Below are 19,876 nucleotides of genomic sequence, written 5' to 3'. Positions count from 1 at the left end.
TAAAGTGTACCCCATGTCAAGGACATTTTAAGAAGAAGGGATTAGCCATTCTTCTGTAGATGTATATATTATTTGGGTGATGAAATAATATGCTTTAAAGGGTATATTCCCGTTGTAATATACTCATAATATTCATCGGGAGATAGCTTTGCCAGTCTCCATTGATACCTGTCTTTATTATAATAATCCATCCAATCATCTATGATACATTTTACTTCAGAGAATATAGTACAGGGCTTAATCCGCTCCTTTATATGGTCTTTCATCCTGCCAAAGAAACTTTCTTGAGGAGCATTATCCCAACAATTGCCTCTCCTAGACATGGACTGACGAAGACCTTTATCTTTTACAAGCTGGATAAAGCTGCAACTTGTGTAGTGACATCCTTGATCACTATGTATGATTGTTTCGGTAGTTAGCGCAACACCATGCTTCTCAATCAGCTTGTGAACCGTTTCCAAAACGAAGTCTACTTCCAATGACTCACTTAATACATAGGACAATATCTGTTTGGTAAAGGCATCCATTATCGTGGATAAATAGCAGAACTCACCATCAAACGGAATATATGTTATATCTGTAAGCAGTATCTTTCTAGGACCATAAGCCTCAAACTGGCGTTTTACAAGGTTATCAGCCACGTTGCTAGTTTTTAGCGCCTTTGCCATTCTCCGGTATGGATTTGCTTTACGTATTTCGCAAATCAGCCCATACTTTTTCATTAACCTACGAATCTTTTTTACATTCATTATAACCGGTGGATTCATATGTATAAGGCGCATATAAATGCCCTGCGCACCCTTATCATATCCTCTATGACTATAGGCTATGAGTATAAGCTCAAAATCAGCTCTGTCCCGCTTTTCCTTTTCTATTCTCTTCGATTCAGATGCTACCCAGTTATAATATCCTGATCTTGATACACCAGCTATTTCACAGAGCACAGCAATTGAAAGCTTGTTGTTGGCTTTATTTATTGTTTCATGGATGATTTCAAACTTATCATTCGATGTCTCCATGATTATTTTCTCTTCTCTGAATTGTCCGCAATTATAATTTTTTTTAGAAATTCAACTTCCTGGCGCAGATACAACAGCTCATTCTGCATTCTCTCGATTGATTGAGGAGATGATAATTCATTTTCATTTGTTGCTTTCATTGGAGATCTTCTTTGTCGATTTTCTCCCTCCGAAAAGCCATTGCCAGAAAGTGCTTGTTTCTTTATATGTTGAACCAAAGAATCTATCTGCTTTTGTCCAAATATACTTAAATCAAATCCAAAATCAGATAGAATCTTACGAGGAGAATTACCCGCCTGATAACTAATCCAAAACTCTTCTTTGAATTTAGCCGTATAGTATAATTTATGCTTCGAAACCTTAAGAACATACGGATTCTTTTTTAGTTCTTTAATCTGTTTTTCTGTGTATTCTTTCATTTTTCCTCCGATAGATGCTTTTATTATATATCATCTACAGGAAGAATTACCCTTCCTACCACGTCCACTTTTTGGGGAATTAATCCCTTCTTCTTATGTCCATTTTTTAGGATGCCTTCTTCTTAATGTGTCCACTTTATAGGGTATATTTTACTCAAGTCCTTTCTTACGTCCTTCCTCAAGTCCTTTCTTACGTCCTTCCTCAAGCCCTTCTTCGAGACCAATCTCACGAGCCTCTTTTTCGAGATATTTCATATGTTTTCTTTGGTTATACTCGAACAAACTATACATATAAACTGCCTTCCTTTCTTTGACGAAGAAGTCCTTTAAAATATCGCGGTCTATACAGTAATCTACAGCCATTCTGACTGCGATTGGCAGAGGATAAAACTCATTGTATTCGCGGATTTTAGCAACAAATGTAGAATAACCGCTGAGATTCTTGCAGCTTTTCATGAGATTATCATTCATGCCCTGATTGATATTAATGATTTTTACAGTCAGTTCCAATTCAGGATTATCAGAACGGTTTTCATACATATCAGAGAGCTTGTAGGTTACTTCTTCCGGTAGACTATCAGTGCCATTATAGAATACTACAAAGTGCGGTTCAGGTATCTTGAGCAGCTTACTCCCGTATATCTTAGTGTCATCAACAAGCTGCTGGTACAAATTTCCTACGTAAAACAGGCACCTCAGAGGAATGTTTTTGCAATCAGTTGATTGGTGTTCATAAATATTAAGACGAGTATCAATTATAAATGATAAATCATTGCGCATGCCCATAAATATGGCACTATCCAAGGTGTTGATAATAAGATCATTGGGATCATCATAGTGCGAGTTATTTATAGCATTGTATAACTCTAAAAGAGCTGCCTTATCACTGCCAAATAATAACCTGAATACGGTATCCTTGTGTTTTCTGTTTACGATGGGCCAATGTAGCCTTCTAAAAAAATATTTGTTTTTCTTAATTCCCATAATTCCTTTCCGCATTAATGCAGAAAGGACATAAGAATGCGTCTTGCTACATTAATACTAACACATTTTTATTGTTTTAGTTGGGAAATGTGAAAATGACAATTCTCACATTAACGCGGCAGAAAACCGACCTGAATAATTTACTACATGTATAGTCATAATGCAAGCCAATTTCTAAACAAAAAATAAACAACTCAATCCATGCGAGGTTAATCGTTTTCCAAATGCTTGAATTTATGCGTGGTTTCTGACTTTTTTATTGTTTGTTTATTTTCTTTCTGCTTTTTTTACGGAAAAAAGACGTTTAAAAGGTTTTTTATGATAAAGAAAATGATACCTCATTTTTTACAATAGTGTTATCAAAGTAAATCATATCATTAAGATAGACTATGCGCCTGATTTATGATAAGGAGATGCCTATGATGTACAAACATGATATGAAACAAACTTTTATAGTAAAGATCTCAAGCTGTCAGAATGGCACTTGGCAGGGCAAAATCGTTTGGGCTGACGAAAACAGATCACAGCATTTTAGAAGCACGCTGGAGATGATAAGGCTCATAGATGAGGCAACCAAGGCTGTATCTGAATCACAGGTCAAAAAAGCATCTAACAAGTAATTTTCCAAAAGTAACTATCAATCCCAAATTAAAAGTAACTGCAAACAAGAATAATAAGAAACTATCAACCGGCAGCATAAAGTCCACACACATAAAAGCAAACCTTTACGAGGGGAGGAAATGCTTATGTTGAGAAAATGGAACCGATTCTTAGCGGTTATTCTGGCACTCACACTTATTACCACTACTTTTAACAGTGATTACATGAGTGCTAATGTTTATGCCGAAGGAGAAGAAGCTGAAGAATTCGTAGAAGAACAGGAAGAGCCGGCAGAGGAACCGGCAGAAGAAACTTCTGAAGATCAAGGTCAGGATGAAAGTGAGCCTGAAGAAACTTTAGAAGAATCATACAATGAAGATGTTAACCCAGAAAACGAAGAATATGCTGTTCCGGAAAATAACGAAGATGAGAATTCCGGTAGCGAAGTTGAAAACGTTGAAACAAATGATGCAGAAGTTGTTGAGGCATCTGCTGAAAGCGGGACTGGGCCAACAGAAGGAGAACCTCCTGTAGCGCCTACACTTCCGGAAACTTCAGAGGTTTCTGTTGAAGCGGCAAGTCAGGCGTCATCTCCTTTGGAACCTGTACCTGAAGAAGCAGCAGTTGCAGCATCATCTCTTTTGGAACTTATTCCTGAAGAGGCAGCAGTAGCAGCATCTTCTCTTGCTTCAATAGAGGAAAAAGAGGAAGAAAAAGAAGAGAACCTTGTAACTGTAAAATACTATGTTACTGAAGGCGGAAGCATTTCAAGAGATGAGGAGACAGTTGATCTTAATGATGAGGATGCAGAGTTTGAGGGATCAACAGCAACAGCTGACAGTGAAGAGTATGAGTTTAAAGGATGGAAAGATAGTGACGGCAATATAGTTACAACAGATAACACTATAGTTCCTGAAAATATTGAGGAAGACACCAGTTTTACAGCAGTATTTGAAAAGGCAGAGAAGATTGAAGAAAAGATAGTAGTAATCACTTATGAAGCAGAGGACGGCGGAAAGGTTTCACCGGAAAAAGAAGAAATAAATATTAACGCTGAAGAAGTTGTTATCCAAGGATCAACAGCAACTGCTGATGAGGGTTATGAATTTGTTGAATGGAAGGATAGCGAAGGAAAAGGCATATCAGACAAAGCAACTTTTGTTCCGGCTGATATAAAAGAAGATGTAAAATTCAAAGCAACTTTTAAAAAGATAATAACAATGCCAGCCCAAGACTTTTCAGGAAGTGCCGGTGGCATGAATGTTTCGGTAAGTGCAGGTGAAGGCGTGTTCCCTGAAGGAACGAAAATGCGAGTAAGCGCTATATCCGACGATGAAGCGCTTGATGCAGCTAAAGATGCGCTTGGTGATGGAGCTAAATCTGCAAAAGGTGTTGATATCACGTTTTATGATAAAGACGGAAATGAAATCGAGCCTGCAGATTCAAAATCAGTTAGAGTTTCAATTTCTTTATCACAGGAACTTGAAGGAGAATCTTTTAGCGTAATTCATAAAGATGATGCCGGAAACTCACAGGAAATTGCATCAGCAAGTTCTGATGGCGCGGAATTTGAGACTGATTCCTTCTCAGTTTATATTCTGGCAGGTTCTGATGAAGGGATAGAAAAAGCTGTAGCAACATATATTTTCAAGGTTTACAACATTGAGACCGGGAACTGGGATGTTGTATCAGAACAGAGAGTAAAAGACGGTGAAAAGTTAAACAACCCGGGTATTCCTGATTTGACGAAAAATCAGGTGTTTAAGGGATGGTTTAAAGATGGTGATGAAGTATCTTTTGAAGAAACTACAGTTACCGCAACAGAGACAATTACAGTTAAAGCGAAGATAATAACAACCTATTATGTTACTCTTAAAGGCATAGGCGAAGTAATCGAGCAGATTCTTGCAACTGCTGAGAATGACGAAAGTGCATACGTAACACTGAATGTTTTAGTTACACCGGAACACGCCGAACAAGCCTTTAAGGGGTGGAAAAACTCTGAGGGAGAAGTATACGAGTACGGCGCTCGGATTGATGCGTCTTTGCCTAAAAACAGTGTGCTTACTGCGGAAATAATTGACGCTTACTGGATCAACTTTAATGAAAACGATGGTGGAACAGGTGGTGGAGCATCTTATACAGCACCTATATATGTAACAGAAGAGACTAATTATAAGGCAACAGAACCAACACCACCTACAAGAAGCGGATACGTATTTGGTGGTTGGTACAAAGAAGCTGAATGCGTAAATGCATTTGATTGGAATACTGCAATATTAAAAAACACTACACTTTTTGCAAAGTGGACACCTGGAAAGGCCAGCTTTACCGTAATCATATGGCAGCAGAAAGTTTCTGATGATAAAAATACAGAGAATAAAACCTATGATTATAAAGAAAGCAGGGTTATATCAACTTACAATGTCGGAACAGAAATTGAGCCCGGTATGCTTGGAAATGCGCTCTCGCAAAACTATACAGGATTCAAATCTGATGCCAGATATGAGGTAGTTAATAAGAATAGCGCTGACGGGAACAGTATTGTTGCAAAAGGTACCACAGTAGTTAATGTGTATTATGACAGACAGCTCATTACATATAATTTTTATACATGCTCGGTTTCATGGGGGAATGTGTCAAATATTCAAAGTTATACAGCCATGCCTCAGATGACAGGATTGTACGGGCAGGATATGTCAATGTACGGATACAAATGGCCCGAAGGAAGGGAATGGCATATAGGTAAAGCGGCATCCGGAAATAATCTTTCCGGAACGAGAATGACATTCCTTTCAGCATTTACAGAAGGTAATACGGATTTTTACAGTAATAAAAACTACGATGGAAATTACTATTATTATCACTACAAACAAAATATAGATGGAAGAACCTATCCTGATGAAGAGACAAATAAAGCAGAAAAGGCATATTCGCCAGAGTTTAGATTTAGTAGTAAGTATGCCCCCGGATTTACCGTAAAGTACTACACTGATAATACTGGAACTTATAATGTAAATGATGATGTTTCAAAAACTGTATATGGAAATGTATACATTTATCATGAAAGGAATTCCTTTAAATTTACGCTTGCTCATATAAAGCAGGCAATTGACCCGGCAACAGGCGATCCGGTTGATGTTTCAGCAACATACCTTGAACCAAAATATACACTTTTATATGAAGCACCTATTGGAAATGCGCAGGAAAGCGTTGTTGCCGCAGCTGACGCACTTTCTGCACCTGAAGGCTATATGGCAAAGGCTGGATCTGACGGCGGAGTAGGTATATTTGCCGATCCTCAGGGAAATCAGGAAGTAGACTGGACAACTCCAATGCCGGCAAGTGATGACATAATATTATATGTAGTATGGGTTAAACAGAGATTTACTGCTAAGCTTGACCTTAACGTTGATGGCGATAAGGATTACAACACAACCGGTGGATATTCACAGGTTCAGGTATCAAATAATCAGGCTACAGAGTTTAGACCATATTATGGCGCAATAATTGATAAAAACGCTATAATGAATAACTTTAGTAGAGAGGGCTATGATCTCGTAGGATGGTTTGATAAAGAAACAGATCAGCCCTATGACTACGGACATGTTACCAGTGATGTTAATCTCTATGCTAAGTGGAGAAAGACAGGTACAGTTAAGATCAAATACGATGCAAACGGCGGAATCCTTATATCTGATGAACCTGATAGTAATCAGTATGCAGGAGATTCAACTGTAGTTGTAGCAGCACCTCCAAAGACCAATCCTCCTAAGAAGACTTTCATAGGTTGGGAACTTCTTGATAAGAACGGAAATGCTACTAAGCTCCTTTATCCAAATGGTAGTTTCCTGATAGAGGATACGCTTATAGCAACAGATGCTGCCGGCAATTATGTGAAACTTAGAGCCAAATATGTTGATACAGGTTTATCTGAAGAGGAACTCAGAACAAGCTTTACATATCATCCAAATGGTGGAAATGGCAGTGCGGTTACAATTTCCACAACAGGAGATGACAATCATCCTCTTCACGTAAATGAAGCAGTTACAGCTTGGACATATGATGAGGCTGTCGCACACTTTACAAGAGAAGGATATAAGCTTCTTGGATGGAACACAGATCAGACACAGGCCAATGCTCAGGTAGTAAGCATAGGATTTGGCGCAGAGTACATAATTGCTGACAATGAGAACAATCCGGGCAATTCTTCTGCAAACATACTTTATGCAGTATGGAAACCTGAAATTGAAGTAGTAGTAACAATTAAAGGAAATACCAAGACTGAGAATTATAGCGGTACTGAATATGAAGTCAGTGGATTTGAAGTAACTGACATATCCTATATGGTTGGCGGTCAGCCATACAGCGGAAGCGGATTTACTTCTTCTGACGTAAAACTAAAAGAAGGTGTAGCAGCATATGCAAAAGGAACTGATGTAAATACATACAAAATGGGATTAACACCAGACAGCTTTACTACAACCAATACTTCTTTTGATAAGGTATCATACGTAGTAACTGATGGATGGCTAAAGATTGATCCTATAGCTGTAACGGTAACAATTACAGGTAACAACAGCACAGTTCCTTATGACGGAAAAGATCATACAGTAACCGGATATACAGCAGTTGCAGATAATAAGACTTTTGATGTAAACAGCATATCTTTTACCGGAGAAGCAAGTGCAACACAAAAAGAAGTTGGCACAAAAAATATGGGACTTAATGCATCACAGTTTTCGGCAACAAGTACTAACTATACAGTATCCTTCAATGTAACTGATGGTTATCAGGCTGTCACTCCAATAGATGTTACAGTAACTATCACAGGTCACTATAGTGTTGATGAGTTTGATGGAACAGAGCATACAGTTACCGGCTATGATGTGGAAAGCAGTAGTCCTCTTTATACAGAAGATGATTTCACATTCTCGGGAACAGCTGAGGCAAAAAGAACTGATGAAGGCACAACAAACATGGGACTTACAGAAGATCAGTTCTCAAATGCAAATAATAGAAACTTTAGAAATGTAACCTTTAATGTAACTGATGGATATCAGACGATTACACCGGTTGATGCAGTTGTTGTAACAATCACAGGTCACAAGAACGTTGCAGATTACGATGGAACTGAACATACAGCGGAAGGATATGATTTTGATATAAGTAGCGACCTATATACAGTAAATGACTTTACATTTAAAGGTTCTGCTACAGCAGCAAGGACTGATGCAGGAACAACTAATATGGGACTTGCAGCTGAAAAGTTCGAGAATACAAACAGTAACTTCAAAAAAGTAACCTTTAATGTAACAGATGGATATGTAACAGTTAATCCAATCAGTGTAACAGTGACCATCACAGGACATAAAGACTCTTTTGACTACAACGGACAGGAGCAGAGCGTAACAGGATATGAAATTGAGATAAAAAATCCACTGTATACAGAAGCTGATTTCACATTCAGTGGAGAAGCAACAGCAACAAGAACAGAAGCCGGAACAACAAATATGAATCTGGCAGCTGAACAGTTTGCAAATACTAATCCTAATTTTACTAATGTGTCATTTATAGTAAAAGATGGATCTGTAACAATAAAACGTATCAGCGTAACAGTAACAATTACAGGTCATAAAGAATCTTACGACTATAATGGCCAAGAGCAGAGCGTAACGGGATATGATGTGGCAACCAGTAATTCTCTGTACACTGCAAATGACTTCACATTCAGCGGAGATGCAACAGCAAAGAGAACTGAAGTTGGAACTACTGACATGGGACTTGCCATAGATCAGTTCACCAATACAAATGCAAACTTCGAGAATGTAACTTTTGAAGTAACTGATGGTGCAATAACAATCGAGCCTATCAGCGTAACAGTAACTATTGTAGGCCACAAGGGTTCTGAGGTTTACGATGGCAAAGCACACACAGTAACAGGATATGATGTAGAGCCAATCAGCAATCCTCTTTACACAGTAAATGACTTTACATTTAGCGGAAATGCAACAGCAACCAGAACTGAAGTTGGAACGACAGGTATGGGACTTGAAGCAGCTCAGTTCACTAACACAAATACAAACTTCGATGTAACATTTGAAGTAACTGACGGAGAGATTAAGATCACTCCTGTAACAGAAAAGGTAACAGTTACAATTACAGGTAACACATTAACAACGCCTTATAACGGAAGTGAACAGGAGGTAACAGGATACACATTTGCAAGTAACAACGCTCTTTATACAGAAGACAGCATAGAATTTAAAGGAACTGCCAAGGCAGCCGGAACTGATGCTGATACATACCAGATGGGACTTGCAAAAGAGCAGTTCTCCAACACAAGCGCTAACTTTACAGATGTAGAGTTTGTAGTAAATGACGGCTGGCTTAAGATAACTCCTATCACGGCAACAGTGACCATCACAGGTAATCACAATGCAGTAACCTATGACGGAGCAGAGCATGAAGTAAGCGGATTTGAGAGTATCAAATACAGCACTCCACTCTACAAGAGAAGCGACTTTAGATTTGACGGAACAGCAGTAGCTAAAAGAACTGAAGCAGGCACAACAAATATGGAACTTAAGCCGGAGATGTTCGTTAACCTGAATACTAAAAACTTTGAAACTGTAGAGTTTGTGATTGTTGATGGTTATATCACGATCGTTCCTGTAGGAGAGGTTGTAGTAACAATTACTGGTAACAATAACACCTTTGACTACGACGGAACCGAGCATGAAGTAACCGGATATACATTTACAGCAAGTGATCCTCTTTACACAGAAAAAGACTTCACTTTCGAAGGAAATGACAGTGTAACAAGGATTGATGCAGGAACTGATTACATGGGACTTACAGAAGAAGATTTCACTAACATAAGTGAGAACTTCACGAAAGTAACCTTTTTAGTAACAGACGGATATATTACTATCAATCCAATAGCAGTAACAGTAACGATCACAGGAAATAACAACACTTACGTATATAACGGAAGTGCGCAGGCTGCAGAAGGATATGAGGCAAAAGCTGACAATGAGCTTTACAGCGTAGACAGCGTACTCTACAAGGGAGAAGCCACAGCTAAGCGCACAGACGTTGGTACAACTCCAATGAACCTGAATGCTGGATTATTCGAAAACACAGATACTAACTTCAATGATGTTACATTCGTAATTGAAAAAGATGGATCCGTTACAATAACTCCTCTGGAAGTAGTAATTACTGTAACAGGTAATACCAAGGAAGAGACCTACGACGGAAAAGAGAAGGAGGTAACAGGATACGAAACAAAGGCTAATAATGAACTGTACCAGCTTTCAAAGGTTAATATGACTGGCCAGGCACTTGCTAAAGGAACACTTGTTGGAACATACAACATGGGACTTAAGGCAGAGCAGTTCACAAATACCGATACTAACTTCAATGCAACCTTTGAAATAGTAGATGGTTATCTGACAATCAAAGGCAGAGGTGAAGGCGAGAAATTCCTTGTAACTCTCATTACCGATGATGTTGAAAGACCATACACAGGCCAGGTTTACAGCGGATTTGGATATCACGCAGAAGGCGGCAAGAGTGTAAACGCAGCGGCAGCAGCTGTTAACAGAGTAGTAGATTTCATAAGCGGAATTATTACACCAATATCAGCAGGAGCAGCAGATGGAACTTCTTCAGATCCTGATATCACGATCGACGGAGTAACCTTTAAAGTAACCGGACTTTCAGTAGATGTAGCAGAAAGAGATGCAGGCAAGTATCCACTTACAATCAGCGGCGATATGGTAATTCTTGATGAAGCCGGAAATGATGTAACAGATCAGTTTGCAGAAGCTACAAAGAAGGAAGGAACTCTTACTATCACTCCAATGCCTATCACAGTAACATCAGGAAGCTCAAGCAAGACTTATGATGGAACAGCTCTTACTAACAGTGAGATAACAACAGATAGGGCATGGGGCGAAGGCGACGCAGTTGGATACAATATTACAGGAAGACAGATAGAGGTTGGCGAAAGCGACAATACATTTGATATCATAGGCGCAGGTAACACAAATCTTGAAAAGAACTATATAGTAACTAAAGCTTACGGAAAACTGACAATAACTGATGCTATAGTTCCTCCGGCACCAACACCTACACCTACACCAACTCCAACACCGGGCGGAGATGATACTCCGACAGGTGGAGACGATACACCTACAGCTATCGATGATACACCAACTCCAACAGCACCGGCACCTGCTCCTGCACCAATACTTACAGGTGCACCTGATGCAGCAGTTCTTGGAGAACAAAGACCGGCCAATCAGGCAGCAGTTCTCGGAGCAAGAAGAGGAATAACAGAAGATGCTACCAATGATGTCGGAAGGCTCTTCGCAGTTATAATAGCGGCAGCAGTTGCAATGTCACTTATGTTCTTTGGTAAAAAAGAGGAAGACGAGACCTGAGAAATTTAAACGGCAAAAAACCAAAGATTAGGCAGATACAGCAAGAAAAATAAAGTGAATTCATAACAAAAGAGCTATTGATCACCAGTGGTCGATAGCTCTTTTAACGCAGCATATTAATCATACTCCTGACAATATTTTAAATTTACCGCATATTTAATAACGATTAAATATAAACTTAATTTTATTTTAATTATTATTGGATATACTTATTGCTAGTGGGAATAAATTTTCCGTTACAAGGAGGTTTCTTATGAGTAGACAGTCTGAAAAATCAGGCAATACATCGCCGAAGGCGATAAGTACAAAACTATCGGTTTTGTTCGTGGCAATGCTTCTGGTGACAATACTGGTGTCAGAGGCAATAACTTTTTCCCTTGGTTATTCCATGATTAAGGGGCTTATCTATACATCACTTCAAAGTGAAGTATCTGTAGATGCAAATAAGGTAAACAGGGAACTTAATTCAACATTTTATTATTTGAACGGAGTTGCTGATGCAATAGAGCAGAACAAATTTGATTCAAATTCCGATATCATGCAGTATCTGTCAGGAACAGTCGGCAGATATGACCTGATTCCTACCGGAGCTTATGTAATGTTAAATGATAAGACATTTCTTTATGCAGCAGATCCTACTTATAAGATTGAAGACTGCACGGAAAATGTCATGTACAAGGCTGCCATGCAGTACACTAACAGCTGGTTTTACTATTATGATGTACCTTATTTTGATAAGGTTACCGGCGCGCTGTGTGCATCTGTTATAAGACATGTGCATCTACAGGATGGACGTGAGGGTGTTTTTGCAGCTGATCTGTTTTTGTCAATTGCCCAGGAAGAGCTTAACAGCGTTCAGCTATACGAAACAGGCGGAGCAATGATGGTGACAAGTCAGGGACTTTTATTGACTTACAGAGATAATCCTGAACTTTGTGGAAGCAGTATTGCTGATATTAAAGACAATGCTTTCCTTACAGCTATCGGAAAATATGTGGCTGAGGAATCAGGAAAAGAGACACATGAAGTTGTAAGTTATAATATAGGAGGGCAGAAGTACTATCTTGTAGCATCACCGGTAAGTGGCACAGACTGGTACGTAATTACGTACGCAAAGCAAAGTGAAGTACTGGCACAGCTCTTTAGACTTGTTGTTATTTTGATTATTGTGGCGGTTGTAGCTGTTTTGGCAGTCATCATCGTAATGAACAGGGTTCTTAAGAAGCTTATTAAGACTCCTGTAACTAATCTTACAGACAATATTGAAAAAATTTCAGGTGGAGACTTCACTGTTGATATTTCTTCCGATGGCAATGATGAAATCGCATTTATGAACAATGCCATGGGAGAATTTGTTAGCGGAATGAGATTATCCTTAAGTGAGATCAAGGACGTATCCGGACGACTTCTTGGAGATGCACAGACTTCCAAGAGTACTGCAGAGGATCTTGAAGGAGCAGCCAGCGAACAGTCAGCCAGCATGTCTCAGGTTCGTGAAAATATCGATAATATGGCAAAGGCCGTTAACGAAGTTGCTGAAAATGCAACAGTTCTTGCACAGACAGTTGCAACTGTAACAGAGCAGGAGCAGCAGATTGAAGAGACCATGAATGAGCTCGTTGCAAAGGCTGATTCCGGTCAGCATGAAATGGCAAGTGTTGCAAACGGAATGAATGATATTGTTGATTCCATGAAGGATATGGCAGATGCAGTTTCAAGCGTTGATGAAGCAGCAGATAAGATTAATCAGATTGTTGACCTTATCAATTCAATTTCTTCGCAGACCAATCTTCTCTCACTTAATGCCAGCATTGAGGCTGCAAGGGCAGGTGAGGCAGGAAAAGGCTTTGCGGTTGTTGCTCAGGAGATTGGACAGCTTGCACAGAATTCTGCGGATGCTACAAAGCAGATTGCAGATATTATCAGGGATATGTCAGCAAGAGTTCAGCTTCTTTCGGAAAAGTCAGAAACCAATACGCAGCTTATTGATTCCAGCGCTGAATCAATCAACACCGCTGCTACCACATTTAAGGAAATCACGCAGCAGTTGTCTGACGCCAATGCTACTTTGACAACTATGGCTGAGCAGATGGAGAAGGTAAATGATGTTGCAACGAACATGGCTTCCGTATCCGAAGAGCAGTCAGCATCCACTCAGGAAATAGCAGATAATGTGGAAAAAGTAACAGAGGCCGCCAAGGGCGTAGCTACATCTTCGGAACTTGTTGCCAATGCGGCTTCATCAGTATCTGAAGCGGTTGACACCATTAACGGAAATCTGGATAAATTTACAATTCGTTAACTTCATGGGCAGTAATATTTGGAGTTGCTTCGAAAACACAGTTTTTGAAGCAACTCCTTTTTTGTCATAGCAGATAGAAAAACATTTGGTTTAATATAACAATACTGATAGATTATTTGACTAAAAGGTAAAAAGCCGATAGAGTTAAATTGAGACATTGTTTACATTTCAGGGGGATTTTGATCATGAGCGAAGCAAAACAGATGTTATTTGCAAGAAATGTGATATGTATTTGTATTGAAAAAAAAGAAGGCGGGGATTATATTGGACTTCTGTGGCATCAATACTCGTATGCTCCAATAGAGTTTAACGGAGTCAGTGATATGCTGATGCTTATGGATGATCTCTTTGATGAATGGGATTTTCCACAGAGAGGGCTTGATAAGAGAGAGTTTAATAAGTCAAAAGAACCGGAACTTATGAATGGTAATACTGATGAACTTGTGATTGACAAGGTTCAGGCGGCATCAGGAATAAAGAATGTTCAGAATAAAAAGGGAACTCTTGCCACATTTATGGTGCAGGTCAAGTTCAGACAAAATGCTACATGGCAGGGTACAGTAATCCACTCAGAATCTAACACCAGAACAGATTTTGAAAGTGCTATGGAACTTGTGGATATTATGGACAAAGCCATGAGTGATAAGTAAAGGCTTTTATGAAAAAATTTAAGAAAATAGCCAGGTGGATCGGCTTGGTTGTAGCGTTGGCAGTTGTTGCCATAGCTATTGGATTTAAGATTTATACAAGTAAATATTATAGGGCTGATGAAGATACGATATCGGGTATTGAGACCAGACTTGATATAAAGGTTAATTCATATGCAGATGACCGGGGAATGGTGTTTCTTCCTGAAGAAGAAACGCCAAGGGCTGTGATAGTTTTTTATCCGGGAGGCAAGGTGGAGTACAGTGCCTACAGCGGACTAATGTATGAAATTGCAAGCCGCGGATATATATGTCTTTTACCCAGAATGCCTGAAAATCTTGCATTTTTTAGGATTAATGCAGTAGATGTCATTACTTCCGGATATATGGATCAGGTAGATATGGTGGAGGATCTGGACTGGTACATTGCAGGTCATTCTTTGGGCGGAGTAGCAGCTTCTTTATATCTTGAAAAAACGTCTGATGAATATGCCGGGATAATTCTGTGTGCTTCGTATCCAAATGCAGATTTGTCCGGAAAAAATATCAGACTTTTGTCTGTTTACGGTTCGGAAGATAAGGTTCTTAACCTTGAAAAATATGAGGAAAGCAAGGCTTTTTGGCCAAAAGATTTCGAAGAGCATGTTATTGATGGCGGAATTCATTCTTATTTTGGATGTTATGGAATTCAAAGCGGGGATGGAACGCCGCAGATTTCCAATGAAGAACAGATTATAAAAACCGCAGACATTATAGAAAACTGGATTGACGGTTGAACAAAGGCAGAGGAGAAGAGTATGGATTTTAACATTGTAGAAGTATTTAACAGAAGTGTGACTATTGAGCTTGTTTCGGATGATGTTTTTAAGCAGGAGAAATGCTTTGAGGTTCTTGTAAACGGTGAAAAAGAACTTGAAACAGACAGAAACGTGTTTTCTGTCACAGGTCTTTTACCGGATACAGATTATAAGCTGGCTGTCAGAGCAGATGGCGAAGTTGTAGAGAAGAATTTTACAACAGGTCATGAGTCGGTACTTCTTAATGTGACAAAATTCGGTGCAAAGGGTGATGGAAAAACTCTTGATACAGCTGCAATTCAGGCTGCTATATGTTCATGCCCGAAAGATGGAACAGTATATCTGCCAAAAGGAGTTTATTTTTCAACTCCTCTTTTCCTAAAGAGCAATATGACCTTATGGCTGGATGAAGAAGCAGTACTTTTGGGAGATACACAGAGAGAGAATTATCCGATTCTGCCGGGAATGACTCTTTCTACTGATGAGAAAGATGAGTACAATTTATCAAGCTGGGAAGGGAATCCGCTTACAAGTTTTGCTTCTCTTGTTACAGCTATTGATGCTGAAAATCTTGATATTATAGGCCCCGGCACACTTGATGGAAATGCCTCAAACTCTGACTGGTGGGTTAATCCCAAGATAAAGAGGATTGCATGGAGACCAAATACTCTGTATTTATGCAGATGTAAAAATGTGAGAGTTCAAAATATTACTGTTAAGAATTCTCCTGCGTGGACTGTTCATCCATATTACTGCGAAGATATATCATTCCTTAATCTGTTTATTAATAATCCGTCAGATTCGCCTAACACAGACGGACTTGATCCCGAGAGCTGCAAGAATACTCTTGTTCTTGGAACGGTTATTTCCGTCGGAGATGATTGCATGGCCATTAAGAGCGGTAAGTACTACATGAGCCTTGAACATCACAAAGTAACTGAGAATTGCATTATCAGAAACTGTAAGTTTGAGAGAGGACACGGAAGTGTTACAGTAGGTTCTGAGGCAGCAGGCGGTGTGAAAAATGTACGGGTTTCACAGTGCATTTTTGAAGGAACAGACAGAGGACTTCGTATAAAGACCAGAAGAGGACGCGGAGAAAGGTCGGTTCTCGATGATATTATTTTTGAGAATATCAATATGAACGGTGTACATATGCCATTTACCGTTAACATGTTTTATTTCTGCGATCCTGACGGACATAGCGATTATGTACAGAATCAGGCGCCGGCACCGGTTGACGAGATGACTCCTGTAATTGGCTCAATTATTGGAAGGAATATTAATTGCGAAGGTGTATCTGCATGTGTTCTGTGTGCGGTTGGTCTTCCGGAACGTCCGATCGGTGAGCTTCGTTTTGAAAATATAAGCGCAAGCTTCCTGCCTGAAAATGAGCGCACTCCTGATCGTCCTGTCATGATGGACAACTTTGATGAGATGAGTGGCAGAAGCATCTATGCCAAGAATGTTAAGTCACTGATTCTTAAGAACATGTCGATTTCGGGAAGCGTTGATAAAGAGCCTGAGCTGATTGGCGTTGAGAGTAGTGACCTTGAAGATTTGAAATATATGTAATCGTGACTTTGGGGAGTCAATGATAAATGAACCATTTAAAAAAGTGCCTGGTATCGGTTTTTTTGTCGCTGGTATTATTACTAACATACGGATGCGGAAATAATAAAGTTGTCAGGTCAGAGTCTGAAACTTCGGCAATTGAACCGGCTGCAGAGTTATATACCGAAGAACGTTTAATTGAACCATTAGCTGAAGCGGGTGATGAAGGCAACTCTTTAGAAACTGAATCTGAGGATTGGACTGAAAACTATATAAATGATGCTTCATCTGAAAAATATGATGTTGAGTACGCTTCATCAGATACATCACAGGATATACTTGATGAATACGGAGTATACGACAGCAAGGAAGATGTAGCTCTTTATATTGTGACTTATGACAGGCTTCCCTCTAACTATATCACCAAGAAGGAGGCCAAAAAGCTTGGATGGAGCGGTGGTTCTCTTGAAGAATATGCTCCGGGTAAGTGTATTGGCGGAGACTATTTTGGAAACTATGAGGGAAATCTTCCGGAAGATAATGAGTATCATGAGTGTGATATTGACACTCTTGGTAAAAAGAGCAGAGGTGCCAAGCGCTTGGTTTATTCGGATGACGGGTACATTTACTATACAGAAGATCATTATGAAACGTTTGAGCTTTTGTATGAGCCATAAAGAGATTTATGTGTTGTAATTTTATGGATGTATGTATTCTTGAATCAACAATTCAAGAATGCATCAACCAAGCCAATTTAAATCGACTTCGTCGATGAGGCTTGGTTGACTCTTCACTCATATTCTCACGAAATCCGCAGTATATGCGGATTTCTGAAAGTCAGTTCAAGAAGTCATGTATTCTTGAATTTTTAATTTGAGAATGCATCTGTAGATAAAATATTTAATCCATTTGGTTTTGAGGGGTTACTGTGGAAAAGGTATTCTATATAGATTTAACCGGAATTGAAAGTAAAGAAGATTTTCACGAAGTATTAAAAAGGGAGCTTCCCCTTCCTGAATATTATGGCTGTAATCTTGATGCTTTGCATGACGTTCTGACGGGTATTTCTGATGAATGGGATATTATTTTTTACAATTCGGAAGATTTTAAACAAAAGTCGGGAAATTATTTTAGTTGCTTAGAAAAGTTAATTAGTGATATATGCAGGAAAAATGAAAATATACAAATTCGTATATATCCTTAAGAAAGTGACAACTTTTGTTTGCAATTATGTTATTTACCCGTGGTAATAAAATGGAGCAGGCATTTTTTTCTGATGGTATTCATGAAGCTGAAAAATTTCTGCAAAGATAGAAGTATGTTTTATTTGACAAGGTATATATATTTTCGTAAACTTAATACAGTTAATTGATAAGAGGGAGTAGCTGGCCGATTATCTGATGGCTGTCAGATCCGTCAAGACGATGCGTGAGCATCCGAATCTGGCATAAGGTTACTGATTCGCAGAGCGAATTTAACTGACAGCAAGACTTTTATCATAGCTGCTTGCTATGGTAAGGGTCTATTTTTATGCCTGCAAAATGGATCTTTTCCGGTTACTGTCAATTATCAATGAAGGGAGATTTATTATGAAAACATTAGCTATTATTCTTTTTATTCTCATGTATGTTCTTTTGATAATATTCAAAAAACAACGTGCTAAGATTGCGATTGGTACTGCAATTCTTTTTGTTATTACCGGGATACTTCCATACACTGAAGTCTTTGGTGCGATAGACTGGAATATCCTGCTTATGCTGTTTGGTACTATGGTAATCGTTGATTATTTCATAGAATCCAAGATGCCGAATCTTATAGCGGATAAGCTTCTTGATCTGGCACCTAACGTAATGTGGGTGACCATTTTAATGTCACTTTTTGCAGGTATAATTTCAGCATTTATTGACAATGTGGCTACACTTTTGATGGTGGCTCCTGTCGGACTTGCTATTTGTAAGAAACTTAAAATTTCACCGGTTTCAATGATAATATGTATTGCGGTTTCTTCAAATCTTCAGGGAGCAGCTACACTTGTTGGTGATACAACCTCTATTATGCTTGCAGGCGCAGCCAAGATGGACTTCAATGACTTTTTCTGGATGCAGGGAAAACCGGGTATTTTCTTTGCTGTTGAGCTTGGCGCAATAGCAACAGTACCTATCATGATGTTTCTTTTCCGCAAGGATAAAGAGCCGGTTCATTCTGATGAACACACAGTTGTAACTGACTATATTCCTACCATCACAATGCTGGGACATGTAGTATTCCTTGTAGCAGCTTCATTCTTCCCTAATAAGCCGGAACTTACAAACGGTATAATCTGTATGGTATGGGGCATTATAAATATAGTTTGGGAGATTATTGTTTCTAAAGGAACAGATAGCATGTGGCATTCTCTTAAAGCAATAGATTATGATACGATGCTTCTTCTTGCGGGATTGTTCTGTGTAATTGCGGGAATTACAAATGTTGGTGTCATTGATGATCTTGCTCAGATCATAGCAGGCGCCGGAAAAGACAACGTATTTCTTCTTTATACGCTTATTGTTTTTGGTTCAGTAATTATATCTGCATTTATAGACAATATTCCATACGTTGCAACAATGCTTCCGGTACTTGCAAGCTTGTCAACAGTTATGTCGATTAACCCACTTCTTTTATATTTTGGTCTTTTGATCGGAGCAACTCTTGGTGGAAATCTCACTCCTATCGGTGCATCAGCCAACATTGCAGGCGTTGGAATGCTTAGGAAAGAAGGCTACGAAGTTGGCTTTGGAGATTTCATGAAGATTGGTGTTCCATTTACATTAACTGCAGTTATTGTGGGATATTTATTCATCTGGGTAGTGTACGCATAAATGTACTATAAAACAAAGTAGTATTCATAAAAAAGATTAAGGTTATAAAAAATGACTTTGTTTTATGTGATATAGTACAAATTGTTGTCATTGTAGATTAGGGAGAGGAAATAAAATAGAATTGATTATGGTTACGAATGCTTACGCGGATAGCGTAAGCATTCTTGCATTTACAATTTTATATGATCATCCATTTTTATGATATAGCCATAGGACCTGGCAACGTCCGCCACCCTTGACTGAACC

Annotated in this window: 12 protein-coding genes; 9 read left to right on the top strand and 3 right to left on the bottom strand. The window is 39.0% G+C overall.

From position 1 onward, the window contains the following. Positions 1-68 precede the first annotated feature (68 nt). The 3 genes from J6O61_RS05760 to J6O61_RS05750 all read right to left on the bottom strand — a co-directional run bounded on the left by J6O61_RS05760 (position 69) and on the right by J6O61_RS05750 (position 2,422). The gene (locus J6O61_RS05760) at positions 69-1,019 is read right to left on the bottom strand and encodes an IS3 family transposase (RefSeq protein ID WP_292210703.1); all 951 of its coding nucleotides are present in this window, start codon (positions 1,017-1,019) and stop codon (positions 69-71) included. 2 nt (positions 1,020-1,021) lie between these two features. Beyond that, positions 1,022-1,438, bottom strand: a complete 417-nt coding sequence (locus J6O61_RS05755) for an HTH domain-containing protein (protein WP_292210701.1) — start codon at positions 1,436-1,438, stop codon at positions 1,022-1,024. Positions 1,439-1,588: 150 nt separating this feature from the next. Beyond that, a complete protein-coding gene (locus tag J6O61_RS05750; RefSeq protein ID WP_292210697.1) occupies positions 1,589-2,422 on the bottom strand; it encodes a hypothetical protein in 834 nt (277 codons plus the stop codon). A gap of 419 nt (positions 2,423-2,841) precedes the next feature. Here J6O61_RS05750 and J6O61_RS05745 point away from each other — a divergent pair, with 419 nt between their 5' ends. From J6O61_RS05745 to J6O61_RS05705, 9 genes are all read left to right on the top strand, one after another. After that, complete coding sequence (locus J6O61_RS05745) at positions 2,842-3,042, top strand: hypothetical protein (protein ID WP_292210694.1); 201 nt, start codon at positions 2,842-2,844, stop codon at positions 3,040-3,042. 126 nt (positions 3,043-3,168) lie between these two features. Next, the gene (locus J6O61_RS05740; protein WP_292210691.1) at positions 3,169-11,472 is read left to right on the top strand and encodes an InlB B-repeat-containing protein; all 8,304 of its coding nucleotides are present in this window, start codon (positions 3,169-3,171) and stop codon (positions 11,470-11,472) included. A 253-nt stretch (positions 11,473-11,725) separates the two neighbouring features. Beyond that, positions 11,726-13,774 carry a methyl-accepting chemotaxis protein gene (locus J6O61_RS05735; RefSeq protein ID WP_292210689.1) on the top strand — a complete coding sequence of 683 codons (2,049 nt, stop codon included), beginning with the start codon at positions 11,726-11,728 and terminating at the stop codon, positions 13,772-13,774. Positions 13,775-13,959: 185 nt separating this feature from the next. Continuing rightward, positions 13,960-14,424 (top strand): hypothetical protein, encoded by a 465-nt coding sequence (locus tag J6O61_RS05730; protein ID WP_292210686.1) that lies wholly within the window; start codon positions 13,960-13,962, stop codon positions 14,422-14,424. 8 nt (positions 14,425-14,432) lie between these two features. Then, positions 14,433-15,197, top strand: a complete 765-nt coding sequence (locus tag J6O61_RS05725; RefSeq protein ID WP_292210683.1) for an alpha/beta hydrolase — start codon at positions 14,433-14,435, stop codon at positions 15,195-15,197. A 21-nt stretch (positions 15,198-15,218) separates the two neighbouring features. Next, positions 15,219-16,793 (top strand): glycoside hydrolase family 28 protein, encoded by a 1,575-nt coding sequence (locus J6O61_RS05720; RefSeq protein WP_292210680.1) that lies wholly within the window; start codon positions 15,219-15,221, stop codon positions 16,791-16,793. A 26-nt stretch (positions 16,794-16,819) separates the two neighbouring features. Next, complete coding sequence (locus tag J6O61_RS05715; protein WP_292210677.1) at positions 16,820-17,449, top strand: ribonuclease domain-containing protein; 630 nt, start codon at positions 16,820-16,822, stop codon at positions 17,447-17,449. A gap of 251 nt (positions 17,450-17,700) precedes the next feature. Beyond that, on the top strand, positions 17,701-17,976 hold the full coding sequence (locus tag J6O61_RS05710; RefSeq protein ID WP_292210674.1) for a barstar family protein: 276 nt from the start codon (positions 17,701-17,703) through the stop codon (positions 17,974-17,976). Between the two features lie 385 nt (positions 17,977-18,361). Further along, a complete protein-coding gene (locus J6O61_RS05705; protein WP_292210672.1) occupies positions 18,362-19,630 on the top strand; it encodes an SLC13 family permease in 1,269 nt (422 codons plus the stop codon). Positions 19,631-19,876: the final 246 nt, after the last annotated feature.

It is taken from the genome of Butyrivibrio sp. (genome assembly GCF_017635265.1).
In the GTDB taxonomy this organism is placed as follows: Bacteria; Bacillota; Clostridia; order Lachnospirales; family Lachnospiraceae; genus Butyrivibrio.
The sequence above is the reverse complement of the archived record's forward strand: the minus strand, read 5'-3'. Positions and strand labels throughout refer to the sequence as shown.

Excerpts from the sequence above, each read along its gene's own strand:
- J6O61_RS05760 (WP_292210703.1), bottom strand. The coding sequence starts at position 1,019 with ATGGAGACATCGAATGATAAGTTTGAAATCATCCATGAAACAATAAAT.
- J6O61_RS05755 (WP_292210701.1), bottom strand. The coding sequence starts at position 1,438 with ATGAAAGAATACACAGAAAAACAGATTAAAGAACTAAAAAAGAATCCG.
- J6O61_RS05750 (WP_292210697.1), bottom strand. The coding sequence starts at position 2,422 with ATGGGAATTAAGAAAAACAAATATTTTTTTAGAAGGCTACATTGGCCC.
- J6O61_RS05745 (WP_292210694.1), top strand. The coding sequence starts at position 2,842 with ATGATGTACAAACATGATATGAAACAAACTTTTATAGTAAAGATCTCA.
- J6O61_RS05740 (WP_292210691.1), top strand. The coding sequence starts at position 3,169 with ATGTTGAGAAAATGGAACCGATTCTTAGCGGTTATTCTGGCACTCACA.
- J6O61_RS05735 (WP_292210689.1), top strand. The coding sequence starts at position 11,726 with ATGAGTAGACAGTCTGAAAAATCAGGCAATACATCGCCGAAGGCGATA.
- J6O61_RS05730 (WP_292210686.1), top strand. The coding sequence starts at position 13,960 with ATGAGCGAAGCAAAACAGATGTTATTTGCAAGAAATGTGATATGTATT.
- J6O61_RS05725 (WP_292210683.1), top strand. The coding sequence starts at position 14,433 with ATGAAAAAATTTAAGAAAATAGCCAGGTGGATCGGCTTGGTTGTAGCG.
- J6O61_RS05720 (WP_292210680.1), top strand. The coding sequence starts at position 15,219 with ATGGATTTTAACATTGTAGAAGTATTTAACAGAAGTGTGACTATTGAG.
- J6O61_RS05715 (WP_292210677.1), top strand. The coding sequence starts at position 16,820 with ATGAACCATTTAAAAAAGTGCCTGGTATCGGTTTTTTTGTCGCTGGTA.
- J6O61_RS05705 (WP_292210672.1), top strand. The coding sequence starts at position 18,362 with ATGAAAACATTAGCTATTATTCTTTTTATTCTCATGTATGTTCTTTTG.